Annotated in this window: 18 protein-coding genes and 1 pseudogene; 12 read left to right on the top strand and 7 right to left on the bottom strand. The window is 60.3% G+C overall.

Features of this window, described 5'->3' with window-relative positions; genetic code table 11:
* Positions 1-33: 33 nt before the first annotated feature.
* The 4 genes from IHQ72_RS28735 (at position 34) to IHQ72_RS28725 (ending at position 5,394) form a co-directional block, all read left to right on the top strand.
* Positions 34-939 carry an alpha/beta hydrolase gene (locus tag IHQ72_RS28735; protein WP_258118831.1) on the top strand — a complete coding sequence of 302 codons (906 nt, stop codon included), beginning with the start codon at positions 34-36 and terminating at the stop codon, positions 937-939.
* Positions 940-2,265: 1,326 nt separating this feature from the next.
* Positions 2,266-2,946, top strand: coding sequence for an HAD family acid phosphatase (locus tag IHQ72_RS28730; protein WP_051695470.1), 681 nt, complete (start codon positions 2,266-2,268; stop codon positions 2,944-2,946).
* A gap of 557 nt (positions 2,947-3,503) precedes the next feature.
* On the top strand, positions 3,504-3,680 hold the full coding sequence (locus tag IHQ72_RS37235; protein WP_095491021.1) for a YjiS-like domain-containing protein: 177 nt from the start codon (positions 3,504-3,506) through the stop codon (positions 3,678-3,680).
* A gap of 46 nt (positions 3,681-3,726) precedes the next feature.
* Positions 3,727-5,394, top strand: coding sequence for a tetratricopeptide repeat protein (locus tag IHQ72_RS28725; protein ID WP_309508702.1), 1,668 nt, complete (start codon positions 3,727-3,729; stop codon positions 5,392-5,394).
* 260 nt (positions 5,395-5,654) lie between these two features.
* Here the strand turns inward: IHQ72_RS28725 and IHQ72_RS28720 are convergent, their stop codons facing one another.
* From IHQ72_RS28720 to IHQ72_RS28710, 3 genes are all read right to left on the bottom strand, one after another.
* Positions 5,655-6,365: a response regulator gene (locus tag IHQ72_RS28720; protein ID WP_258118828.1), complete on the bottom strand. Its 711-nt coding sequence runs from the start codon at positions 6,363-6,365 to the stop codon at positions 5,655-5,657.
* Positions 6,366-6,434: 69 nt separating this feature from the next.
* Positions 6,435-10,124, bottom strand: a complete 3,690-nt coding sequence (locus tag IHQ72_RS28715; RefSeq protein WP_258118827.1) for a PAS-domain containing protein — start codon at positions 10,122-10,124, stop codon at positions 6,435-6,437.
* A gap of 40 nt (positions 10,125-10,164) precedes the next feature.
* Positions 10,165-11,115, bottom strand: a complete 951-nt coding sequence (locus tag IHQ72_RS28710) for an IS481 family transposase (protein WP_258116642.1) — start codon at positions 11,113-11,115, stop codon at positions 10,165-10,167.
* Positions 11,116-11,783: 668 nt separating this feature from the next.
* Here IHQ72_RS28710 and IHQ72_RS28705 point away from each other — a divergent pair.
* On the top strand, positions 11,784-12,086 hold the full coding sequence (locus tag IHQ72_RS28705) for a DUF680 domain-containing protein (RefSeq protein WP_258118826.1): 303 nt from the start codon (positions 11,784-11,786) through the stop codon (positions 12,084-12,086).
* A gap of 196 nt (positions 12,087-12,282) precedes the next feature.
* Here the strand turns inward: IHQ72_RS28705 and IHQ72_RS37230 are convergent, their stop codons facing one another.
* On the bottom strand, positions 12,283-12,753 hold the full coding sequence (locus IHQ72_RS37230; protein ID WP_374120415.1) for a ferric iron reductase: 471 nt from the start codon (positions 12,751-12,753) through the stop codon (positions 12,283-12,285).
* Positions 12,651-13,457 (bottom strand): annotated as a pseudogene (locus tag IHQ72_RS37225) (IucA/IucC family protein); the annotation flags it as partial. The gene IHQ72_RS37230 and the pseudogene IHQ72_RS37225, both read right to left, overlap by 103 nt.
* 52 nt (positions 13,458-13,509) lie before the next feature.
* Between IHQ72_RS37225 and IHQ72_RS28695 the strand changes: the two are divergent.
* Positions 13,510-14,010: a hypothetical protein gene (locus IHQ72_RS28695; RefSeq protein WP_258118823.1), complete on the top strand. Its 501-nt coding sequence runs from the start codon at positions 13,510-13,512 to the stop codon at positions 14,008-14,010.
* Positions 14,011-14,175: 165 nt separating this feature from the next.
* Here IHQ72_RS28695 and IHQ72_RS28690 read toward each other — a convergent pair whose 3' ends face one another.
* Positions 14,176-15,303: an NAD(P)/FAD-dependent oxidoreductase gene (locus IHQ72_RS28690; RefSeq protein WP_258118822.1), complete on the bottom strand. Its 1,128-nt coding sequence runs from the start codon at positions 15,301-15,303 to the stop codon at positions 14,176-14,178.
* A 64-nt stretch (positions 15,304-15,367) separates the two neighbouring features.
* Entirely contained in the window at positions 15,368-16,369 is a 1,002-nt protein-coding gene (locus IHQ72_RS28685; protein ID WP_258118821.1) for an SIS domain-containing protein, read from the bottom strand.
* Between the two features lie 103 nt (positions 16,370-16,472).
* Here IHQ72_RS28685 and IHQ72_RS28680 point away from each other — a divergent pair, with 103 nt between their 5' ends.
* The 6 genes from IHQ72_RS28680 to IHQ72_RS28650 all read left to right on the top strand — a co-directional run bounded on the left by IHQ72_RS28680 (position 16,473) and on the right by IHQ72_RS28650 (position 24,189).
* Complete coding sequence (locus tag IHQ72_RS28680; RefSeq protein ID WP_258118820.1) at positions 16,473-17,333, top strand: PfkB family carbohydrate kinase; 861 nt, start codon at positions 16,473-16,475, stop codon at positions 17,331-17,333.
* 160 nt (positions 17,334-17,493) lie between these two features.
* On the top strand, positions 17,494-18,330 hold the full coding sequence (locus IHQ72_RS28675; RefSeq protein WP_258118815.1) for an ABC transporter substrate-binding protein: 837 nt from the start codon (positions 17,494-17,496) through the stop codon (positions 18,328-18,330).
* 75 nt (positions 18,331-18,405) lie between these two features.
* Entirely contained in the window at positions 18,406-19,935 is a 1,530-nt protein-coding gene (locus IHQ72_RS36935) for an amino acid ABC transporter permease/ATP-binding protein (protein WP_309508701.1), read from the top strand.
* Positions 19,936-20,045: 110 nt separating this feature from the next.
* Positions 20,046-21,140, top strand: coding sequence for a LacI family DNA-binding transcriptional regulator (locus IHQ72_RS28660; RefSeq protein ID WP_258118813.1), 1,095 nt, complete (start codon positions 20,046-20,048; stop codon positions 21,138-21,140).
* 366 nt (positions 21,141-21,506) lie between these two features.
* Positions 21,507-22,538 carry a substrate-binding domain-containing protein gene (locus tag IHQ72_RS28655; RefSeq protein WP_127317988.1) on the top strand — a complete coding sequence of 344 codons (1,032 nt, stop codon included), beginning with the start codon at positions 21,507-21,509 and terminating at the stop codon, positions 22,536-22,538.
* Positions 22,539-22,647: 109 nt separating this feature from the next.
* A complete protein-coding gene (locus tag IHQ72_RS28650) occupies positions 22,648-24,189 on the top strand; it encodes a sugar ABC transporter ATP-binding protein (RefSeq protein WP_258118809.1) in 1,542 nt (513 codons plus the stop codon).
* The last annotated feature ends 12 nt before the right edge of the window (positions 24,190-24,201 follow it).

Here is a 24,201-nt window from a genome sequence, read left to right as displayed (position 1 = left end):
GTTTTCTATGCTTGATGGGGCTAGGGAAGCAAAATGAGCGATGTGGATGAACACCTCGATCTGACGGAGATCAACGCCGTCCGCAGGTTGTTGACGTCAAAGCCACGACCGGTGGGCTGGGACGAACGCCGGGCACGGCTCGATGAGGTTGGTTCGGTGTGGCCGATTGCGGACGACATCCGATGCGAGGATGTGGTTTTCGATGGCCTCGAGGGCGAGTGGTCCCTAGCGCCTGAGAGTGACAGGGATAAGGTTCTGCTCTTTTTCCACGGTGGTGGCTACTGCTCCGGCTCTCTCAAAAGTCATCGTCGAATGGTGACCGAGGCAGGTCGAGCAATGGGAATGCGCACCCTCGCGATCGACTATCGACGCGCGCCGGAACATCCTTTCCCTGCGCAACATGAAGACGCACTCACCGCATGGCGCTTTCTGAGCCGGCAAGGGATCGCGTCGGATCGCATCGTGGTTGGCGGAGACAGTGCGGGCGGCAACCTCACCCTGTGCTTGGTTGGTATATTGTGCGCGGCAGGGGAGCGGTTGCCGCGATGTCTTTGGCTGGTTTCCCCCTGGACGGACCTTTCGATGTCCGGCGCGACACTATCAACTAAGGACGCGATCGACCCTATCATCCACCGGGCGTATTTGGAGGAACTGGCGACCGCCTATGCCTCCCATGTCGTTGGCCGGCGCGATCCCCTGATCTCGCCGTTGTTCGCCGATCTGAGCGGATTTCCCCCAATGCTGATACAAGTCGGTTCGGCCGAGACGCTGTTGTCGGACGCAACTCGGCTCGCTGCAGCCGCTGGCGCGGCTGACGTCAAGGTACGTCTCGAAATTTGGCCGCATATGATTCACGCCTGGCCGGTTTGGAATGCAGGATTGAGTGCCGGTTGGCGCGCTCTTCACAGCGCGGGCATGTTTGTCCGCGACTATTTATAGCCCCCGGGTGAGGCAGCTGCTGGCGCAATGTTCCCGTTCAGGAACCGGAAGTGTTGACCAAAAGGAGACTTGGAGGGCTCGCCGCGCGCTTCTCGACCGTTGCGATCGATTGGCCCGGCTGCGGCGATCTGCTGCGGCCGAAGATCGACTGGCGGCCCTATAACGGCTGCCTTGGAATCCCATCCTGTGGGTCCGGACCCTGCGCTCGATGTCGAGATCGTCTCGACGGAAAGCGGATCGCAGCCGTCTCGGACTGGATCTAGGGATTCATGCCGTCCGCTCCGTACCCGAATGGCCGCTTTTCGTGGCTATATCCCCAGAAGCGGGCTGACTGCTTTCGGCCCGAGCTGCCCAGCAGCAATGCGCCGATGTGTGCTGTTTGCGCTGATAGGGGTGGCGTACCATCGTGTGATGCCAAGCCGGTGTGTGAGCAGATGCGGGCAACACCAGCAAGTGGAACAATCCGACAGCCGGCGAGTTTCCAAGAGGAAGGGCGATCTGTTTCGGAGGAAGGCCAAAATGAAACGCGTCCTTGCAAGAAAGCAAGGCGTGCGATCCGCAGACTGAGGCGAACTGCTAGGTGTTGTGCGGGTACAGACTACGGCACCGCGATCGTTCCACCGCGGTGCCCGTTGAACGGCAACGCGCCAAAGCTGCGAACCCTCGCCATTCGGACGATCGCGTCCTTGACGGCTCGGTGCGTCGGCTGAACGGCAATCGGCGGAGATTGGGCAGTCATTTCGCGGAATATCGCGCCATCCAACGTTCTCCGGCACGCCCACGAGCGTGTGGGGTCCAGTCGGAGCATCCATTGCGAGCACCTCTTCGGAGCGGGTCTTAACCTTCTCGCCGTCGCTACCCCGAACCTGTCTTCAAGAGCGTTGGTGGTAGTCTTGCGAGGTCAACTTCTAGCGTTCACCTCAAGCACTCCGAAAGACCGCTATTGGGGCACTTGCCGACATCGACGATCGTTCGTCCCAACGTCAGCATAGCCATTTGCTGTGCTCGAAATCGGACAGGCAGAAGACGGCCCAAAATAGGAAGTCCATTGTCTCGGCGCTGAGCGTCGGCAGTTGGCGCATTCCGGACGTGCGTTGGTTTGTGCAAGCGCTAATTTGTGCAGCAATGGCGGAAATCCTGCACCTTGCAGCAACTCATAGAAACATTCGGCGTCTGTTTTGGAATCCTCTAATTCAGCGCCGCAGTTTCGAGACCTGTGCCTTGCCTCGCTTGACAGAGGACTTGTCGCGACCGCAAGGTCTCATGATGCAGACGATTAGTTGGAATAGAATTGCGCGTGGTGCGGCCGTTGGAGCAATCGTGCTGATGACTGGCACAAATGTGCCTGTGTCGGCGCGTGCCGACGGCTCGCTCCTTCTCACAAGCCCGTCCCAGCCAGCCAATGTCGGCGACGCGATGCTGGCGGCCGCCAATTATCATGATTCCGGCGACTATGATCGCGACCTTGCCGCAGTGGCGAAGCAGGCAGGCGATTGGGTCGTCAAGCGCGCAACGGAGGTGCCTCGCCCCGCACTGGTGCTCGATATCGACGAGACGGCTTTGGCCAACTGGGAAGTGATCACACGTGACAACTTCGGCCGCCCGATCGGCGGCGCCTGCGACATCGCAATCGACGGTCCCTGTGGCTGGGCCGCCTGGGACCAGCTCGCGAAGGATCCGGCCATCGACCCTGTGCTGGAGGTCTTCCGGCAGGCGCGAACGGCGAAAGTCGCAGTATTCTTCATCACCGGACGTCCGGAGGACCAGCGTCGGGCGACCGAACAGAACCTGCAATCGGCGGGCTATGCCGGCTATGAGCAACTTTACATGGTCCAGCCTGGAGCCAAATATGGTTCCGCCGCAGATTTCAAGGCACCCATAAGAGCCGAAATCGAAAAGGCCGGCTACACGATCATTGCCAATGTCGGTGACCAGCCATCGGACCTGTTCGGGGGGCATGCCGAGAAGCTGTTCCTGCTGCCGAATCCGTTCTACAGGGTTCGCTGACGGCGTGTACGGCAAAACCCGAACGCTAGGGCCCTTGCCGCCCAACGGCAGGCCGTGACCCGTTGTTTAGCTTGAGCAGCAACGAACGAACGACGGCTGTCGGGCGGGCAGACATGCCGATCATATTTATCTCCGGGTACGGCAACGTGCCGATGTCAGCCCAGGCGATCGAAGATTTGACAGCCGCATATCGGCCCGACCAAGAGGGGCCCCCTCGTCGGGCCTGACCACAGACGATCGATTACGGCTAATGTCATGGCTACTCTAACATTAGCGAGGCGGCAGATAACCGGCGATTGGACCGGTGTCCCGGTGCTGCCATCTGACGCGCGAGCCAGCGTGGCTGATCGCGGACGCCGGTTTCACCAATCAGCCCCAGGAAAGAAGGCGGTTTCCCGCGACTCTGGGAGCTCGGAATTCGCACCGCGCGGGAAGCGCTCCCCGGCGCTGAAACAAACGAAACACTTCGCGTTCGGCGCGGAAAAACGCCTGAAACAGGGATGGTTTAAATGCAATGGCAACGCTGCATCCCGCGGCGCTAATCATGGAGTGTTGCAATGTCGATAATGCGAGCAGCTTACCGCTCTTTCCGGGACTACCGGGTTCACCGTATGGCGGAACGGACCCTTGCGGCAATGGACGATGCCTTCCTGAGGGACATCGGGATTAGCCGGTCAGAGATTGGTTTGGTGGTCCGCGGCTTGAAGCGCGGCCAAGAAGACAAGGCGGGCTGAAACCATGAAGCTTTCATTTAGGCTCCCGCTACTGGCCTGTGCGAGCGTGGCTGCCCTTTTGGCGGTGCCCGCCGCCAATGCCCATGATTCGGGCCTTCCGCACCGCCAGGCCAAGGCGGCGGTGGTTGGAGAGGATTCGACAAGCGTCCCGCTGTTCGAAAACCTCGGCAGCCATTCCTATCCTGTCACCACCGCCAGCCCGCTGGCGCAGGCCTATTTCGACCAGGGCCTACGCTGGGCGTGGGCGTTCAACCACGCCGAAGCGCAGCGCGCTTTCAGGGCCGCGCAGAAGCTGGACCCGACCTGCGCCATGTGTTTCTGGGGCGAGGCCTACGTGCTCGGCCCCAACATCAACGCCGGCATGGGTCAGGAGGCGGCCGCGAACGCCGCCGAAGCTGTCGCGCAGGCGCGCAAGCTAGCGCACCTCGCCTCCAGCCGGGAAAAGGATCTTATCGCCGCGCTCTCCAAGCGCTACAGCGCCGATACTTCGGCCGATCAGGGTGCCCTGAACCAGGCCTATGCTTCGGCGATGGCGGAACTGGCAGACCGCCATCCGCAGGACGACGAGATCGCCACGCTCTACGCTGACGCGCTTATGAACCTGATGCCCTGGGACTACTGGCTTGACGGCGGAGCAACGCCAAAGCCGGACACGGTCAAGCTTGTGGCCTCGTTGGAGCGGGTGCTGGCGCGCAAACCGGATCATGCCGGTGCGATCCATCTCTATATCCATGCCGTCGAAGCATCGACGACGCCGGAAAGGGCCGAAGCTCATGCCGACCGGCTTGCCGCCCTCATGCCCGGCGCCGGACACATCGTGCACATGCCGGCGCACATTTATCACCAGGTCGGCCGGTGGATCGACAGCCTGGAAATCAACCGCGAGGCGGTGGCAGCGGACGAGGCCTATTTCGAGCGGGTCGGCATAGCGCCGGAGAGCACGCCCGGTGTCTACACGGACGGCTATTATCCACACAACCTGCATTTCCTGTTGACTTCCGCACAGATGGCGGGCGACGTCGAGGCAATCGCCGAGGCGGCCAAAAAGCTCGAATCCCTGGTCTCCGACACCATGGCCAGAAAGGTGGCCGGGCTGCAGCCGATCAAGGCGGCTCCCTATTTCGCGCACGCCCAGTACAGCGATCCCGAGGTCATACTCGCGCTGCCGCTGCCGGCAAACGCCCTGCCTTATGTCGAGGCAACCTGGCGATATGCGCGGGGCGTCGCCTTCGCCGCAAAGGGTGCGAGCGAGGCGGCGCGCGCCGAGACCGCCGCAATCCGCAAGCTCGCTGCCGACACCGATTTTTCCACGGAGGCGGCGGGAGGACTTCCGGCGCCGGATTTGCTGGAATTGAGCGCGCTGATCGTGGAGGCCCGCATGGCCCAGCACCAGGGCAACCTGCGGGAAGCGCGCAATAAGCTTGAGGCAGCGGTCGCGATCGAGGACGGCCTTGCCTATATGGAACCGGCGTACTGGTATTATCCGGTCCGACAGACCCTCGGCGCGGTCTACATCGCCATGGGCGAGCACGAGCCGGCGGCGGCAGCCTTCGAGCACGTCCTGGAGCAGACGCCGAACAACGCCTGGGCGTTGTGGGGCCTGCGCGAGGTGTTCCGCAGGACCGGCAGGACAGCGGACGCCGAAGAGATGGATGCGCGCTTCAAGGCCGCGTGGGTGGGAGCGCCGGATTTTCTCGGCATCGAACGTCTCTGATCCGCGCTCAAGGTGCCGGCGTCGTTGTCGGCTCAGGAAACGTGTCGAAGCCTGGCGGCTGCGGCACACAATCCAGGTGCCGAGAAGGCCGGCTTGGCCTGCACGCCCCTCAGCGCCCACAGGTGATAATAGTGGAAGCCCAGGGCAACGCAGCTGGATTCCCGAAACTCAGAAGTTCGAGCGGGGCCATCCGCCTGGGACCACAAAGTAGCAATACCTCAACCGCAAGGGATGAGGCGCTGGTCCACCGTGCGGCGCGCTCAGGAGTAGAGGTAGCCCATGCCGCGGATCGTCCTGATCACCTCCGGCTTGGAGGGATCGACCTCGATTTTCTTCCGCAGGCGCGAAACGCGAATGTCGACACTACGATCGAAGGGATCCCATCCGCGGTCATGGGCGAGTTCGAGCAGTTGATCGCGGTTGAGCACTCGTCCGCGATGTTCGCTGAATACTTTCAGAAGCCGGAACTCCATCGCGGTGATCGCTATTTCGACCCCCTCGGCGTTGTATAATTTGTGTTCGTCCGGGTCGAAGCGGCACTTGCCGAACTGGATCTGGTGAGGGTCCGGAGTACTCGCTTTCTCCGCAGCTCGTTCGCTCGCCGACGTCCTGCGCAGCACGGCCTTCACCCGCGCCAGCAGCTCCCGGAGGTCCACGGGCTTCGCGACATAGTCGTCGGCGCCAATCTCCAATCCGACAACGCGGTCGACGATTTCCGCCGATCCGGTCAGCATGATAATGGCAACGTCTGAGTGCTCTCGTAGATATCGCGCCAGGGAGAGGCCATCCTCGCCTGGCATTCGGATATCCAATATGACCACATCGACGTGCTGGCTATTAATAAGTTCACGCAGGGCAGGCCCCGCGTTGGCCGTCGTCACGGCATAGCCATGATGCTCCAGATATTCCGCCACCGTGTCGCGGATATCCGGTTCGTCATCGCAGACAACTACATGTGCGTGCGTCGTCAAAATCGACCACCGAGCAACTAGCCTAATGGATAAGCTGCCCCTGAAGTGACGTGCAAATCCACGGATCTGTCAAGTATTGTTGTTGACCAGATTCGAGACAAACGAACGGAGCTCGTTAGGTTTGATCGGTTTCTCAAGATAGGGCCGTTTCGCGGCGCGCAGGAACATCTGCGCGTCCGGGCTGATCGTGTCCCCTGTCAGGAAGGCCAACCTGTCGAGCTCGGCCGGATAGAGCTTGGCAATCTGGTTGAACAATCCCCGTCCATCCATGTTCGGCATTTTCAGATCGCTCAGGATCAGCGCGAAAGTGCGGTTCTGGAGATGCAGCAGCGCTTCTTCGCCGGATCTTGCAATGGTGACCTTGAAACCATCTCGCCTGAGCACCTCAGCGACCAACTCACCCACTTCCTCTTCGTCGTCCACCACCAGACAAGCAATGCCGGTTGAATTCGGGAGCTCGTCTTCGGCCGTTTCGGCTCGTTCGTCGAGACGCTCCGAAGCAGGCAGCGAAAGTATGAAGGTCGAGCCACCCCCCTCGGGGGATTCGACCTCGATGGTTCCTCCATGGGATTGAACGATCCGATGACAGAAGGACAGCCCGATCCCGGTCCCTGACCCAATCTCTTTCGTCGTGAAGAACGGCTCGAAAATGCGGGGAAGTATCTCTTTGGGAATTCCCGGGCCCGTGTCGGCAACGCTGACGACTATGTTGCCGGTCGTGGGATGAAGCCGCGTTGAAACCGTGATTGTCCGTCGCCCGTCCCAGCCGTGCAGCGCCTGTTCTGCATTGACAAGCAAATTGATCACCACCTGGCCAAGCTGATCGGGATCCGCCCAGATCGGAGGAAGACCAGGTTCAAGATGAACTGAAAGCGCGATGTCCGACGATCGAATCGAATAGCTCGCCACTTCCACCGCTTCGGAAATAATATCATCGATCGCAACGTTTGAGGTTCGCGTCGGCTGCTGTCTGGCCATAGCCAGGAAAGTCTTGACAATCCTCGCGCAGCGTTCGGCTGCCTTGCTCATCTTGTCGGCGCGTTCCACGACCTTGGCGTCGGTTGCGGTCTCCTTCAACAGCGATGACAGGCCAAGCACCACCGAGAGCGGATTGTTCAGCTCATGCGCCACTCCCGCCAGCAATCCGCCGAGCGCCGACATTTTCTCGTTCTGGTGCAGCGTCTCGCGCTGTCGCTCTAATTCCTGCTGCATTTCGATACGGTCGGTGAGATCGTAGGCGTGGGAAACGATCACCTTCTCACCGTGGTAATCGATCAGTCGAGACGAAATCGAACACCAGCAGGTCCCACCGTCCTTGCGTTTGAGCTGGGTTTCGAAATCGTCGACCAACCCCGTCGCGAGCAGCCGCTCAACGTATCGCATCCGCTCTGAAGGATCGACATAGTAGTCGATGGCGCTGGTGACGTTGCCGAGCAGCTCAACGGTGGCGGGACTGCGGTAGAGCAGCTTCCCGTCATGCGCGCGGGTCATCTGGATGTTGACGGGGCAGGCTTCGAGGACTTTACGGACCATTTCATCCGCTTCCTTAGCGGCCTCCTCGGCCCGCTTGCGCTCTGTAATGTCGACACGGGTGACCACGAACCCGCCTTCGCGGGTCGGACAGTTCGAGACGAAAAACCAACCCCCGTCCGTATGACGGAATTCCTGTTGCCGGAACTCGCGGCGGTCCCTTGCCCTCTCGGCAAGCCAGTCGTCGATTTTGTCCCGTGGAACCGGAAACTGGTTGCGCTCTGCGGTCACGCGGAGGAACTCGAACCAGTTCACCCCGGGAACGAGCACATCCGCGCTTATCGCGTGCATCTGGCGGTACCTGCTGTTGGCCAGCACCAGGCAATCGTTCCTGTCGTAGAGGGCAAACCCTTCGGCCAGAGATTCGATCGCGTCGATCAGCCGCTCGTTGGCCTTGCGCGTTTCTTGCTGGGCGGCGATCATGTCGGTGATATTCGTCGTGTTCGACACTATCACCTGCCTTCCCTGGAAATCGATCAGGCGAGCGGAAATCGAAGCCCAGAAGGCCTTGTTCTCGGTGTCGTACTGCTGGACCCGAAAATCATCGATCCTGCCCTTTTCGATCAGGGTGCGCTCCAATATTGCGCTATAATCTGGATCGACATAGTGGTCGGTTATTCGAGGACGGTCGGCGTAGAGATCTCTGGTAGCAGGATTGCGGTAGAGCGTTTCTCCCTCGAACGTGGTCATGTGTATCGGCGAAGGGCAGGCATCGAGCACCTTTTGCAGCAGAGCCGTGGCGTCGCGCTCGGCAGCCTCGGCCTTCTTGCGCCCGCTGATGTCGGCGCGCGTTACGACGAAGCCGCCAAGATCGGTGGGATGTATCGATACCGAGTGCCATTTGCCGTCGGAGAGGGGGACCTCGAAATGGGAGTGGAACTCGATCCGGTTTTGGATCCGCTCGTCGAGCCACTCGTCCTCACGCCCAACCGCGTTGCGGTACACGCCGCGCTTGGCGGATTCGCCAAGGAGCTCGTTCCATTCCACCCCCGGTTCAACGAGATCCCGCACTGGGTGGTTCAACTCGCGGTAAAGACTGTTGCACATGACCAGGCGGTGATCTTCGTCATAAAGTGCGAATCCCTCGGAGAGTGATTCAACGGCGTCTGCGAGCATCTCCCGCGCCGCAGCGACTTCGCCGTCACGCTTCTTCTGCTTGGTCACATCGGCGATGCCGGCGAGAACCACTCGCCGGCCCTGAAACTCGACGATCCTGAGATTGCCCGTGGCCCAGAACTCTTGCCCGTCGGGTCTCTTAAGAAGCACCTCGCAATTTTCGACGACGCCCTTTTGCATGAGCTCCCGATTGATTTCCCGGTGTTTCTCGGGGTCGACAAAGTAGTCGCCGAGCCGCACCGTCTCGCGTTGCGCCTTTTTGCTCCATCCAAGCAGCCGTTCGGCAGCATTGCTCTGGTAGATGAGTTCCCCCGAACTCGCGTCGTTCATCCATACCGGCAACGGATGATGCTTGATTAGGAAACCGAACAGATCCTCGCGCTGCTTACGTTCCGTGATGTCCAATACGCCGATGATGAGCGAGGGGCGCCCGTCATAAACGCCGCGACGGCAGTTGGTCGAGCACCAGACGGTCGATCCGCTTGTGTTTCTAAGCTGGATTTCGTGATCCCGCACGATCTCGCTGTTGCGGGCGAGAGAACTGATTTCATCGAATTCGCCAGTATTCACGAAATGATCCGTCAGGAATTGCGGCTCGTTCGGGGTCCATTTTCGGCCAAGCAGGTTCGAGGCATCGAGGCTTTCGTAGAGGATCTGCCCGCTTCCCGCGTCCACCACCCAAACGGGCAGCGGATGACTGTCCGTGATGCAGCGGAATATCTCCGCGTTTTCCCGGTGCGCGATCTGCGCTCGCTTCATGTCGGTAATGTCGACGCTTACCAGGGCCACCCCACCTTCCGGCCGAGGATGTGCCGTGAACAACCTCCATTGCCCATCCAAAGTCTCCGCTTCAACTGGACCCTTGTCGATTTGCGTCCACCGCGCCGCAGCGCTTTCAACGAACGCGTTGCCCGGCTCGATTGGGCGGCCGTCGAAACTTTTCAGATTTGAGAGGGCTTCGGCGACTGCGGCAATGGCGTCCATCGGCTGCATCTCGCCGCGATCGAGCCGCCGGCTTCCAAATATCTCCGGATTGCTCCCAACGAGGACATTGTTGGCGTCAAAGAGGGCATAGCCTGTGTGTGTGGATGTGACCGGATTATCAGGCCGCATGATCGTTCCCCTTATTCGCGTGATCGCCCGAGGGCGGATCCTAGGTGTTTAGTCCCGGCATTTGATGGGTGGGATCGAGTCGGAACCGTTCGGGCTCTTTTGCCCAGATTTTGCAGATGAATTCGTGGGGCGTGAGGCCCTTGAGGGTCTTAAGCCGGCGCGCGAAATTGTAAGCTAAGATGAAGTCGGCGAGATGCCGACGCAGTTGCTCGTGATCGTCATAGTGGAAGCGCTTGACGGTGGCGTCCTTGATGGTCCGATTCATCCGCTCGACCTGGCCGTTCGTCCAGGGATGGTTGATCTTTGTGAGCCGGTGCTCGATGCCATGTTCGTCGCAGATGCCGTCGAAGATGTGCTGAAGGGCATGCCGGTCGCAGGTCCGGTTGGCGAACTGAATGCCGTTGTCGGTCAGAATGGTATGGATGGCATAGGGCACGGTCGCGATCAGGTTGCGAAGGAATTGGGCCACCGCCATCTTGCCCGCCGTCGGGTGCAATTCCGCATAGGCGAATTTCGACGTCCGATCGATGGCCAAGAAAAGGCGCAGCTTGCCCTCGGCGGTCTGCACCTCGGCGAGGTCGATATGGAAATAGCCGAGCGGATAGGCGTTGAACTTCTTCCTGGCCGGCTTGTCGGCGTCCACCTGCGGCAGCCGCGAAATGCCATGGCGCTGAAGGCAGCGATGCAACGACGAGCGCGTCAGATGCGGGATCGAGGGCTGTAGGGCATAGAGACAATCATCCAGCGCCAGCAACGTGTGCTTGCGAAAGGCGACGATCACCGCTTCCTCTTCGAGCGACAGCACTGTCGATCTTGGTTTCTTCGGGCCGGTGGGAAGATCGGCGGTCGAGATCCGGTTCCTCCACTTTCTAACTGTCTTCTGATCGATGCCGTAGCGCTTGGCCAGCGCTCTCAGGCTCTCTTGACTATGCTGTATCGCTCGACGGACTGCCTCTGTCGTCGTGGCGCGGCGGTGTAGAACCTGTCCCATAGCGCATCCTTTGATTCGGACGGCAATGATGCGCCATTAAAGTCCGGGATCAAACACCTAGACCCTCTTTGTTTCAGCACACATTCAGACGCTGCGTGATTTGTTTCAACTGTTTCGGCGCGTGGGGATCTTCGCCAGCGCTGGCGTGAAAACGAAATCTATCCAGTGCTCAGGAAAAACGGCCGAAACACGAATGGCCTAGATTGCACGGCCGATACCACGGCTCGAGCAAACGACTCGGACCAGCCACAAAATGCCGCCTGTCATCCCCGTCGCGCGTGCCGCTGAAACAAACGAAACACTCCCACCGCACTACAGAAAAACGCCTGAAACGAAAGCGGTGTATGACAATAAGAACCGCAGATGCGGCAGATTCAACGGGCGAGATGCAAATATCCAGCGCCCTGGACGAACATCTAGTCTTGTCGAGGTGTCGATGCGTCTTGCTCCGAAACCTGAGGTTCAAAATGCATAAGCCAGTTACTTCGTACGATTTCCCCGACCGGCTCCGCGCGAGCCTTATTGACCAAAACCATCCGGCCCATGAAGGGGCTCGCCGGCGCTTACAACGCCATGATCGACAAGAGGCAGACGTCAATCCCACGACGCGACGGCTGATCGGGAACAGCCGCCATTCGTACAGGCCGCGTTGACGCCGCCGAACGGTGATGATCTCGGCTGCTATCAGGCAGCCCTCCGAACAGCGCACGAAGATCGTTCTTACCACTGCCGCCTTCCTGTTTGCCTCCGGCATGGCTTTTGCCGGCAGCGACCACTATGGCTCCGACTACAGCCATGGCTCCAGCTATCCGAACACCGGTCACCATTCGATGGTGTCCGACAATGGCTACGCGGTCGACCTGAGCGGCACAGCGAGTGTCAACACGGCCGACAGCGCACCGACCTCGGGAGGAAATTCGATCTTCGATATCCCCGGGCCTGGTTATGGGCAGGGGATCTGGGGCCGCTGATACCGGCGTTCGGCCGGCACGGTCGAGATTAGACCTCCAAGCGGCGGCTCGTCCGCCGCTTGGAAAGCGGTGGCGGCGGCTTCGACCGGAGCACCCGATCGGGCGTCAGCTGGTTGGGGTTGCGCAGCCCGACCGGTGCGTTTCAGTAGAACTCCCGTCGGCTTCAGCTTTGATGGCGCTGCCGCCCTCGGCCAGTTCATCGACATCCTGCAGCCGGATTGCCAGGTTGGCCTTTGCGGTGATGTGCGGCTTGTCCAGCAGGCTGGACGCGAATTCCCGGCCTGCGCCAGTGAGTTCTCCCGCCAAGTTTTTTGAGCCGCGCTCGCAGGATGCCGAGCAGTTCGGCCTCGCTTGCCAGGCCGTCATGTCCGGCGCGCGCGGCAACCGAGAAGATCTGGTTGACGATGAGGTAATAGGAGAGCCGCTCGCGAATGTCACGGTCATCGAAGAAAAGCTGCGGATTTGAACAACCTCCGGCATCAGGCCATACCACCGGGCCTTGAAGCTGTTCGAGAGGTAGAATCCCTGGCTGTCGCGATAAAAGTACCGGCTGGGCAGCCCCTGCTGCGAAAGGTCCAGCAAGCTGTTCTGCTGATGCGCTTCCAGCGCGACGCCGAACCGGTCGTAGAGTTTGACCAGCGGATCGAGCGCACAGTCGAGATAGCATTCAAACCAGCGACGGCACGCCTGCCGCACAGAGATATCATGATCATGCGCGACGCGCCGGACGACGTTTTCGAGCAACGAGCTGTGCCCGGGACGTGGTTCGGCCGTCAGTGCCGAAACGGTTATCACGGGATCGTCGGCGCGGCCCCGGAACGGGTTTTCGCGGAAGATAACTTCAAAACCGCTCTCGGCCTGTCCGGAAATGTCCAGCGTCACGTATGCGCTGTCATGGAGAAAGCCGAGGTGCGGCTCGAACGTGTCGATCCCGGCGTATTCGAACAGGCGCGCCACTGCAACGCCGGCCTCCAGCTCGTGCCACCTGTTAACGCGCTTGGAGTTGGTGATGCGGACGGGCAGCGAGAATTTCGGCATCCAGGCGGCGTCATCGCTGTAAACGGTGCGTACCGAGGAAGTCGCCGTGAACACCGGCCCTGCCGGACCGAGATACCGGATCTGCCCTGAATCCATGAGCGCGCGCACCGCCGGGTCGAGCATCAATGCTTGCGCCTGAAGCGGATGCATGGGCAGGAGCATCTCGCCGTTACCTGCGGCAATGTTGCCGGCGTCATTCCCCAGCAGTGACCTGACGATCGAGGTCACCGCGATGCCGGCGGAATCCTCGCGGACGAGGTGGGCCGCGAAATAGGCCAGCTGGAAACCGCCGCGCAATTCGGGGGCATAGACATCCTGCTGCCAGTTCGACATGCCTTGCAGGCTCTTCGGCGTCGGATGCAGCGGATGCCCGAAATACAGGGATTTGTTCCGCGGCTATAAAGCCGACCGGTGGCGGCGCCCGATCGGCGGCGTCGAGGTAACGATTTGTCGCCTGACAACTCTGAAGAATCCGCTCAAGAAGCTCCACATCGGCCTGTCGGTGCGTGGCCGATCCGGCTTCTCTGGCTCCCAGCACAAGCAGATGCACAGCCAGTATCGGCTCTATCTCGTGCCAGTTTGGACCGGCATCCTGACGCATCCAGATCTGTCCAAAGAGGTGCATTCCGCAAAGCGATCGGGATTTGATTTCGATACGCAGGACCACATGCCGCGATGGCAGGGAAATCTCCACGCAATCGAAGTTCCGTTCTCCAATGCGGTGGAACACGGGGTTCCCAGAATTCAGCTCTCGCAGATAGCTGTTTGCGAAGGCTCGAAACGTTGCCTGTTCTGCTGCAATCTGATTCTTGTCGATCATTCGTTGCGGACGCCATGTCACACAGACGCCGCGCAGGCGCTCTGTGCTGAGTTTCAAAGGTTTTGATGGCGCCGCGCGTGAAGGGCCAGCCTTGCTGCGGCCGCGGCTAAAACTAAACTACGATTGTCATGTTATCCTAGTCAGGTGCGCGGATCAACCTCCGAAGGCGGTCATCTGGGCAATGCCACCGCGGCTCATCTGGACAGTTCGGCCTCGGCCGCGATTGCCCTTTCAATTGAAACGGTTGGCGCGGAAGGTAGCAAGCATGGGATGCGGATTGCCGGAGGCGATTTCTTTGGCTAGCAATTCGCCGACGATCAGTCCAAGCGTGGCGCCGCTGTGGCTAAAAGCGACGTGAAGGTCGGCGACGGTCTCGACGGAGCCAAGCACCGGCTCGCCATCGCCGGGGATAGGCTTCGGACCAACAGCGTAGGTTGCGAGTTGGAGCCGCGGATTGCCGTCGAGCACGGCGGTAGCTTCGTCGAGCAGTCCTTTGACGGTTTTGTCGTGCACGGTGTAGGTGTCGTCCGAGTTGACCACGACTTCTTCCTCCGACCATGCCGAATCCAAAACAAGTGCGCCATCCGGCGTCGGGCGCACCGCCACACGCGGCGTATTCAGCACGGCACGGAGGTCGGTCTTGACGGGCTTGGTCTTCAAGAGAAGTGAAATCGGCGTGGCGTCGGGGACATGGACTCCGATCTCCGCAAGCATGGAAGGCGTCGATGGCCCAACGGCAAGGACCACTGCATCCGCCTCGACCGGCGCACCGCCAGCAGTGACGACGCCACGCGCGCGACCACCTGTGGCAACTATCCGCACCCGTCCAGCGTCCTGAACAAGCTTGCCGCCGCGGGAGCGGAATTCATTGAGCAGCAGATCGACCAAAGAGGGCAGGTCAACCCATCCTTCGCCAGGATTGAAGATGGCGCCCTGCGGGGTGATTGCACTGGCATTGACCCCGGGCGTTATTGCGCCAACTTCGGCAGGGCCGAGCAGAAGCGAGTCATAACCAATATCCTGCTCCAGCTGCCAGATAGACGCGATCTGGTTCGCCTCATTGTCCGCATCCCAGGTGAGGCCGCCGTCAAAGCGAAGCCAGGACGAGGTTTCCGGCCTTGTGGCAGCCAGGGTCCGATAACGGTCGACGCCTGCAAGCCTCAGGCGGTGATAGGCAGTGTCCACGCGTCGCGCTGAGTTCAGCCAGGAAAGTGAACGGCCGGATGCACCGTTGGACGGCGCGCCGTCGTTGACAATGGTCACATCAAAGCCAAGGCGGGCGAGGTGCAGCGCAGTCGAGGCACCAAAGATGCCTGCGCCGACAACGACGACATGGCGCGGCTTTGGGGATGCATTCATAGAGAAATCCTTCTACGCAGAAGATGGGCTGGGAGTTGATCGATCGCTACAAAGCGCGGCGGAACTAGTAGTCCGACAGCTTCTTCATGTAGCGCCGGCCCTCGAGCATCGGCCGATCGCGCAGACCTGCCAGCTTGTAGGCAAAACGCCATAGAGTGTCGAAGAAGACCAAAGGCACGAGGTAAGGTTTGATATGTTCGGACATACCGCCGAGGTCGAGTTCCGCTCCATCGAGCACCAGGATGTTTTCCCGGCTGCCGTACTTGATAAGGAAATCACAGGCGCGTTCGGAAAGGCTCCGCGTTTCGTCCAAACCCAGCAAGACCACGAAGCAAGCATCCCTATCCACCACTTCGAATGGGCCATGGAAGAACTCGTTCGCGTGTATTGCCTGCGAGTCATACCACTGCATTTCCATGAGCACGCAGATGGCGTAGGAATAGGCCGCACCGTAGCTGGCACCGCTGGCCAGTGTGTAGATTGCCTCTCGATGTGCGAAGCGAGGGGCGAAGGCCTCGAACCGGTCAGCGTAGGCCCGGTGCGCGCGCTCGATGGCCGGTTGAAGATGGCTCAGGCTGATCAGCAGGTCGTTGGTTAGCCCGCCATCCTCCCGAGTATCGATCAGACCGGCGAGCAGCATGTAGAGCACGCCGTAATTGCTGTAGGCTGCATCTATTGCTTTGCCCGTAGTGTACGAGGCCTGGTAGGCAACCGGGTGGTCGACCGCCCGCGCGAGGGGCGATGTGTGGTCGAGCGTCATGCCGATTGTCGTTGCGCCTCGCGCCCTGGCATGATTGGCCGCCCGTACGGTCTCCTTTGTGGTTCCTGTCTGCGAGCAAAGGACAACAAGCGTGTCAGGTCCCAACCGCCGCGGATCTCGGCAGACGAACTCATCCGCGTTGTAGATGTCGCAGGCGAATGTGCCATTGTGGCGGTCGAGGAAGTATTTGCCCGCCATCATGATCGAGAGCGAGCCGCCGCACGCCAGGAGAAAAAGGTGCGAAAACTGCCTGCCCGCCGTAGCGTTCAGAGCGCGTTCTACGTCGGCGGGCAGGGCGGAAATCATGAGCTTCCTCGTCTCGTTGACAGAGCTTGGGCCGGCGCACAATTGACAGATAGCAGCCATTTGTGCGAACGTTATCACATCCTTTTAAGCTGAAAGTCCTGTAATGGTCAAGATTGCCGCGATGGGCGATAACGTGGTCGATTGCTACCTTGCACGCGGCGAGATGTATCCTGGCGGAAACTGCCTCAATGTCGCGGTCTATGTGAGGCGCTTCGGCGGGCAGTCGGCCTATGTGGGAGCGATCGGCAAAGACCGGGCCGGGGACCTGATCTGCACTGCACTGGCGTCGGAGCGTGTTGACGTCACCAGATTGCGGCGCCTCGAAGGGCGGACCGCTTACTGCCTCATAGGTCACCACAACGCCGATCGGATTTTCCTGGATTTCGATCTCGGCGTTTCGGTGTTCACGCCGACGCAAGAAGATCTGGATTTTCTGTCAGGCTTTCAGGCCGTCCACATCGGCCAGTCCAGCGGGTTAGACCCATGGGTTGCCGCAGTTTCGAGTAAATCACTGTTATCTTACGATTTTTCCACGCGGCGGGAACCGGAACACCGGCGCGAGGTTGGACCCTATTGCTATCTGGCTTCCGTTTCAGGGGATGGTCTTGACGACAAGGAATTGGCCGTAATCGCATCCGAGTTGCTTGCGTGTGGTCCAAAGTGGGTTTTGGTGACTCGCGGTCGAGCCGGCGCGGTGCTTCACAGCGACACAGTCTCCTACCGTACCCCGGCGCGGCTGGTCGAACCCGTCGACACCTTGGGCGCGGGCGACACCTTCATCGCCCGAACGCTACTCGGCCTGCTTACGGAAGAGGCGCCTCAGGACATTCTCCGCCATGCCGCAGAGGCGGCGGCTGCAACCTGCCAGTACTACGGCGCGATCGGCCATGCGTCAGCAATCGATATAGGGAACATGACGCCCGAGATCCTCCGCGGAGCGGGGCAACACGGGAAAACCGTCTAGTTGCGAAATTCCCCGAAACAATTGACGCGAGAAACGGACAATGCTAGGTAAAGTGATAACGTTCTCATTCATCTACTAAACGCCGCTAAGAGCATTTTGATGGATCAGACGTCGAGTGGGATCGCAAGGCCGGGTCCGGCCAATCGTAAGAGGAGAAGACATGCAAACAAATTCGAGCAGGCGCCAACTGGTGAAATGCGGTCTGGCGCTGACTATCGCGCTGGCGACAGGACTTGGCACATTGGCCTCGTCAACCCAGGCAAAGGCGAGCGACAACCCCTACAACCTCATCGACCCGACGGTGATCAGCGTCGGAACGATGGGCGATGCGAAACCCTACGTCTTCACCGACGCCAACGGCAACTTCACTGGCTTCGACGCTGAGCTCTTCCGCGACGTGGCGCACCGGCTCGGGTTCAAGGAGGAGCAGGTCGTCTTCACCGGCCAGGAATTCTCGGCGCTGCTGCCATCCGTCGCCAACGGCCGCTTCGACGTCGCTGTCGCCGCCATTGGCACGACCGCGGAGCGCAAGAAGACCGTGGATTTTGGCGATGGCTATCTCGCGGGTTACCTTTCGATCATTTCGGCCGATCCGGCTCTGACGAGCAATGAGAGCACCGCCGGAAAGCGCATCGGCGTGATCCAGGGGACGCTGCAGGAAATCTATGCCGAGAAGAATCTGAAAGGTGACATCGTCAAGTTCCCCGACAACAACACCGCGGTGGCGGCGCTGAACAACGGGACGATCGACGGCCATTTCACCGACTATGAGTCGGCCAAGCAGTATGTAGAACGCTATAAAAACCTGAAGATAACAATGAACGTGCCGTCCTTCGATGCGCCAGCCGGGTTCGTGGTCAAGAAAGGCAACGATGCCTTCCGCGAGGCACTGAACAAGGCACTGCGCGAGGCCATGGAGGATGGCACCTGGAAACGGCTGCACGAAAAATGGTTCGCCGGCACCCCCATGCCAGATCAATATCTGCCCAAGAAGTGAATTCGAGCGACTTCGCTGTATTTCCGGCCGGGCCCGTGAGCAACGGTGCCCGGCCGAGTTATAGATGGACTTGATATGAGCTGGTTCGATACCTTTGCCCGCAGCTTCCTTGATTTCCAGGCGATGGCAGAAGTTCTGCCAAACATGGTGATGGTCGGCCTCAAGAACACCCTGATCCTGGCCGTCGCCTCGACGTTTTTCGGGACGCTGATCGGTATCGTTCTCGCCGTGATGGGGATTTCCGAGAACCGGCCGCTGAAGCTCCTCGCGCGGGTCTACACCGATATCTTCCGGGGGCTTCCCGCCATTGTCACTATTCTGATCATTGGCCAGGGCTTCGCACGGTTGGGCCGGGACCTGTTCGGTCCATCGCCTTATCCGCTGGGCATTTTGGCACTCAGCCTTATTGCCGGCGCCTACATCGGAGAAATTTTCCGAGCCGGCATTCAGAGCGTCGAGCGCGGTCAGATCGACGCCACCCGCACTCTCGGAATGACGTATAGCCAAGGCATGCGCCTGGTGGTGATCCCGCAAGGCATCCGCCGCGTCCTGCCGGCACTGGTCAACCAGTTCATCGGCAACGTCAAGGACTCCAGCCTGGTCTATTTCCTTGGCCTGCTCGCCTCCGAACGCGAACTGTTCCGCGTCGGCCAAGATCAGGCCGTGCTGACCGGCAACCTGTCACCGCTCTTGCTGGCCGGCGTGTTCTACCTCGTGATCACGGTGCCGCTAACCCACCTCGTCAACTACATCGACGCGCGCATGCGCGTCGGCAAGCGTATCACCGGCGTGCAGAGCGGCCTCAAAGAAGTCGCCGAGCTTGCGGAGGCCGGCGTGCCGGGCGCAGCGAAGTCGCCTGCAGCCGCGCCCACACGCTTCAAGGGCGGCAGCATCGAGGTCAAGAATATCGACATGGCCTACGGCGCCGTCCAAGTGCTCCATGACGTCAGTCTGAAAGTGGAGCCCGGGACGGTCACCTGCCTGATCGGGCCATCCGGCTCGGGCAAGTCGACCTTGCTGCGTTGCCTCAACCGCCTCGTCGAGTGTCGAGCCGGAGACATCCGGCTCGATGGCGAAAGCATCTACAAGCAGACCCCTGACCAACTCCGGCGGCGTGTCGGCATGGTTTTCCAGCAATTCAACTTGTTCCCCGACCGCAGTGCGCTCGCCAACATCACCCTGGCGCTGCGCAAGGTAAAAGGCATGTCGCGCCAGGAGGCTGAGCGCGCGGCCTTAGCGAGGCTGCATGAAGTCGGACTCTTGGAGCGCAAAGACCATCGGCCGGCAAATCTTTCGGGCGGACAGCAGCAGCGGGTGGCCATCGCGCGCGCCCTGGCCCTCGAGCCCGAAGTCATGCTGTTCGACGAAGTCACCAGTGCTCTCGATCCGGAATTGGTAAAGGGTGTCCTGAACTTGATGGCCGACCTCGGACGGGGCGGGATGACGATGGTGGTCGTTACGCACGAGATGAACTTCGCTCGCAAGGTTGCAAACCAGGTCGTTTTCATGGACGAGGGGCGGATTGTCGAGGCAGGGCGACCAGAGGACCTTTTCGACAATCCGAAAAGCCCACGTCTTCGGCGCTTTCTGTCTGAGGTGCTGTGATTGCAATGGTGTGTGCAACGGCGAGTGCTGCGGTGTTCGGACTTGCGGGGTGGGCCTAACTGCCACTAGCTCGTCTTTACGACGCACGAATGGGCGGCGGGGCTTGCTGAGTGATTCAAAGATCGTCGAAAAACGCAACCATCATAGAAGTTGCTCGCCGGGCCGGGGTCAGCTCCGCCACGGCGGGGCGTGTACTTGGCGACTATGGCTACAGCAGCCCCGAGGTTCAGGAGAAAGTGCGCGCCGCCGCAGCTGCGCTGGGCTATCGCCCCAATCGCCTGGCAAAAGGTCTGATCACCGGTAAGACGCAGACTATCGGAGTTGTGGTCGGCGATATCGAAAGCCCATTCTACGCGAGCGTCTTGCGTGGAGTAGGGGATGTCGCGCGCCGTGGCGGCTTCGGGGTTATCGTTACGAATAGTGACGAAAATGCCGAACTCGAGCGAGAGGCGGTGCAACTGCTGCTGGAAAAGCAGGTCGACGGTTTGATCGTCTCGTCGACCTTCGTGGATGAGCCGGATCATCTTCGTGAGGCAGTCGCGGCCCGCTGTCCAGTGGTGCAGTTCGACCGCATCGTCGCGGGCCTGGAAACCGATTCCGTGGTGGTCGACAACGTGGCTGTAACCCGCAGCAGCATCGCTGCGATGATCGGGGCCGGACACAGCCGCATCGGCATACTGGCCGAACTGGGTCCGGGCCAGCGCGATGATGTCGGCTCGTTTGTGGCGAGCGTCGATCTCTCCAGCGCTGACGTTCGCTACCACCATCCAAGCTGGCAACGGCTGTTGGGTTATCTGGAAGCTCATCGTGCCGCAGGTATCGAGCCGGATCTGCAGTTGGTCCGCCGGGTGGCGGTCTATTCCAGCGAGGCAGCCCGCAAGGAGGCGCTCGATCTGCTGACGATGCGCAATGCACCGTCCGCTCTATTTACCGCCGATGGTGTGATGTCGACAGGCGTTCTGGAGGCGACTTCCGCACTGAAGCTTGCGATTCCAGGAGACGTTTCGCTGCTTTGCTTCGACGATCTCGACTGGATGCAGTTCGTGGCCCAAGGTATCACAGCCATCGCGCAGCCAGCGCATTTGATTGGAGCGGCGGCGGCGGAGCTTCTCTTGAAGAGGCTGGTGGAGGACACGTTACCTTTCGAGCACCGGGTCTTGGCGGCCCAGATCGTGGAACGCAATTCGATTGCCGTGCACGTCTAGCTGCAGGCTGGATGATCTGAGGTCCCTGAGGGGAAGCAGCGCGTCCCTGACATTCAAGCCGTGGCTGCGTTGAGCTAAAACGGTCGTACGTCATTCTGGAAAACATCGGCAGGTCAGTTTGAAACCGCTGACCCTGAGCTTGCCCGGCTCGTTCGTTCACCAACACTGGCGGCCCCATCGGTGCTCGTCATTACCAGCCAGTCTGTGAAATATATTTCTGCATGTGAATTTTATTGACACTCGAGCCAACTCCTGCGAATGATCAGCTGCTGGGCCTCGGGAGGAGGTTCGGCCTCATCAACCACAAGCGGCGGCACGTAAGTGTCAGGCCGCCCAATTGACCAGGCTTCGGCCGAGGGAGGACTCTTGCGCAAATTTTTGAGCATGCTCGCCATTTCGGCAGCAGCCACCACAGTGTTGGGGGCAAGCCACGCCGCGGCCCAGGCCGCTAACCCGTTCAAGTGCGAGCCGGGTGAAAAATACGTCATGAACGTCATGGTTTCCGGCGTCGAATATTGGTTCCCGGTCTACGAGATGTTCAAGCAGGCTGGACAGCAGTTCGGTTGCGAGACCGAATACACCGGAACGCCCGAATACGATGTGAACAAGCAAATAGCGACATTCGACCAGGCGCTGGCTCAGAAGCCGGCTGGCATCCTGGTGCATCCGATGAACTCCGATCCGTTCATCGAGCCAATCAACCGGGCCATCGACCAGGGAACGGCAGTAGTCACATTCGCCGCGGATTCGCCCAACTCCAAACGAGTGTCCTACATCACCTCCGACAACGTCGCCGAAGGTACCTATGCAGCCGATGCAGTCGCCAAGGCGATGGACGGCAAGGGCGAATACGCTGTCCTCGAAAACCCCGGACAGGATAATCACGATAAGCGCATCGCCGCCTTCATCGCCCGCATGGAAGCCAAATGGCCGGATATGAAGCTCGTCGGCCGCGCGGCGTCGAATCAGGATGCGACGAAGGCCTATCAGGCCGTGCTCAGCCTTGCCCAGGCGCATCCCGAACTGGGCGCGGTGTTCATGCCGGAAGCTAACTCGGCAATCGGCGCCGCGCAGGCCGCGAAGGAGGGCGGCGGCAAGATCCGGGTTATGCTGGCCGACGTCAACGCCAAGATCCTCGATATGATCAAGGCCGGCGAAATCTTTGGCTCGGTCAACCCGAACCAGGGCATGCAGGGCTATATGGGGTTCATGCTGCTGTGGCTGGCCAAGCATCCTGAGTTGATCGATCCGATGAACGACGCCCGGCGATCGGGCTTCAACGGCATGGGCGTGCCTTTCGTCGACAACGGCTTTTCCATCGTCACTGCGGAAAACGCCGATGATTTCTATTGGGATGCCTACCTCACGCGGCGCGGCACCAAGGGCATCGAGGAATAAGTCCGACATTATGCCTTCGGGCTCGTCGGAGATGCTCGAACCGGACGGGGCGCTCGCGCCCCGTCGACCCGGGCCATTTTCATCAATTTCAACGCTGCAGGGGGACGGAGTGACTGCCGCCGCCATTCTTGAAATCCGCGACATATCGAAATCCTTCGGCGCCATCAAAGCGCTGACCGGGGTCGATTTCACGCTGCAGCGAGGCGAAATTCACGCGCTTTGCGGCGAGAATGGCGCGGGCAAGTCCACGCTGATGAATGTCATCGCCGGCATTGTGCAACCCGACGAAGGCGCCATTCGTCTCGACGGCAAGGACGTCACCATCGCATCGCCATCCGCCGCGCAGCGGCTTGGCATAGGCCTCGTCCATCAGGAAATCGCGCTCTGCCAGGATGCTACGGTCGCCGAAAATATCCTCATGGCGGCCATAAACAATCGGCGCGCGCCGCTGATGAATTTTCGCCGGCTCTACGCCGATGCGCAGAAGATAATGGACCTGCTGGCGCCGATCCCGGTCGAGACGCCGGTCGCCGACCTTTCGATTTCCAACCAGCAACTTGTGGAAATCGCCAAGGCGCTGACGCTCGAATGCCGGGTGCTGATGCTCGACGAGCCGACGGCCGCCCTGACCGAGACCGAGGCGCGGCGCCTTTTCGCAATCGTCCGCGATCTCAAGGCGCGCGGAATTTCAATCATCTACATCAGCCACCGCATGGCCGAGATCTTCAGCCTGTGCGACCGCGTCACGGTGTTTCGTGACGGCAGATATGTAGCGACCGATTCTATCGCTTCGGTCACTCCCAATGATGTCGTGCGCAAGATGGTCGGGCGCGAAATCACGCAGCTCTATCCGCAAAAGCTCTCGCCTGAACGGCGCACCGACCGGCCTGTGCTGTCGGTTGGGAATCTCTCCTATCGAGAGGGTTCCGAAGGCGTCAGCTTCACGCTTCGTGCAGGCGAAATTCTTGGCATCGGCGGGCTGATTGGCGCCGGCCGCAGCGAGATGGTTCAGACCGTTTGCGGCTTGCGCCCGAAGCTGTCGGGATCGGTCGAACTCAATGGCAAGCCGGTCAGCATCAGGACCTACAGCGATGCGGTGCGCGCGGGCCTGGTCTACCTCTCCGAGGACCGCAAGGCGTCGGGCCTGTTCCTGGACCTGTCGGTTGCGTCGAATATCTCCGCGCTGGACCTTCGGAAACTAACCACACCACTTGGGCTGCTCGATCGCCGCGCCGAGGCAAAGCAAGCCACCGACCTGGTGGAGCGCCACGGTGTGCGCATGGGCGGCATCGAGACACAGGTGTCGACGCTTAGTGGTGGCAATCAGCAGAAAGTCGCCATCGCCAGGCTTCTTTCGGTCGGGCCCAAGGTGGTCATTCTGGACGAGCCCACACGCGGGGTTGATGTCGGCGCCAAAGTGGAAATTCATCGCCTGCTTCGCGACCTCGCCGAGCGGGGCGTCGGCGTCATCGTGATTTCATCCGAGCTTCCGGAATTGATCGGGCTCAGCGACCGGGTGCTTGTCATACGCGAAGGTGCCCTCGTCGGCGAACTGGAGGCGGACGAATTGACCGAAGAAGCGATCATGCTGCTGGCTTCGGGTGTCCGCCAGCAACGATCAAACGCAAGGCAGGTTCAGAATGTCGCTTAGACAGACCGGAGG

The organism is Mesorhizobium onobrychidis (assembly GCF_024707545.1).
Taxonomy (GTDB): Bacteria; Pseudomonadota; Alphaproteobacteria; order Rhizobiales; family Rhizobiaceae; genus Mesorhizobium; species Mesorhizobium onobrychidis.
Note: the sequence above shows the minus strand (reverse complement) of the source record. Positions and strands in the feature narration are given on the sequence as shown.

What these genes read in the sequence shown, in the direction of transcription:
- IHQ72_RS28735 (WP_258118831.1), top strand. Translation starts at nt 34, where the DNA reads ATGAGCGATGTGGATGAACACCTCGATCTGACGGAGATCAACGCCGTC.
- IHQ72_RS28730 (WP_051695470.1), top strand. Translation starts at nt 2,266, where the DNA reads ATGACTGGCACAAATGTGCCTGTGTCGGCGCGTGCCGACGGCTCGCTC.
- IHQ72_RS37235 (WP_095491021.1), top strand. Translation starts at nt 3,504, where the DNA reads ATGTCGATAATGCGAGCAGCTTACCGCTCTTTCCGGGACTACCGGGTT.
- IHQ72_RS28715 (WP_258118827.1), bottom strand. Translation starts at nt 10,124, where the DNA reads ATGCGGCCTGATAATCCGGTCACATCCACACACACAGGCTATGCCCTC.
- IHQ72_RS28710 (WP_258116642.1), bottom strand. Translation starts at nt 11,115, where the DNA reads ATGGGACAGGTTCTACACCGCCGCGCCACGACGACAGAGGCAGTCCGT.
- IHQ72_RS28705 (WP_258118826.1), top strand. Translation starts at nt 11,784, where the DNA reads ATGATCTCGGCTGCTATCAGGCAGCCCTCCGAACAGCGCACGAAGATC.
- IHQ72_RS37230 (WP_374120415.1), bottom strand. Translation starts at nt 12,753, where the DNA reads ATGCTATCTCGACTGTGCGCTCGATCCGCTGGTCAAACTCTACGACCG.
- IHQ72_RS28690 (WP_258118822.1), bottom strand. Translation starts at nt 15,303, where the DNA reads ATGAATGCATCCCCAAAGCCGCGCCATGTCGTCGTTGTCGGCGCAGGC.
- IHQ72_RS28685 (WP_258118821.1), bottom strand. Translation starts at nt 16,369, where the DNA reads ATGATTTCCGCCCTGCCCGCCGACGTAGAACGCGCTCTGAACGCTACG.
- IHQ72_RS28680 (WP_258118820.1), top strand. Translation starts at nt 16,473, where the DNA reads ATGGTCAAGATTGCCGCGATGGGCGATAACGTGGTCGATTGCTACCTT.
- IHQ72_RS28675 (WP_258118815.1), top strand. Translation starts at nt 17,494, where the DNA reads ATGCAAACAAATTCGAGCAGGCGCCAACTGGTGAAATGCGGTCTGGCG.
- IHQ72_RS36935 (WP_309508701.1), top strand. Translation starts at nt 18,406, where the DNA reads ATGAGCTGGTTCGATACCTTTGCCCGCAGCTTCCTTGATTTCCAGGCG.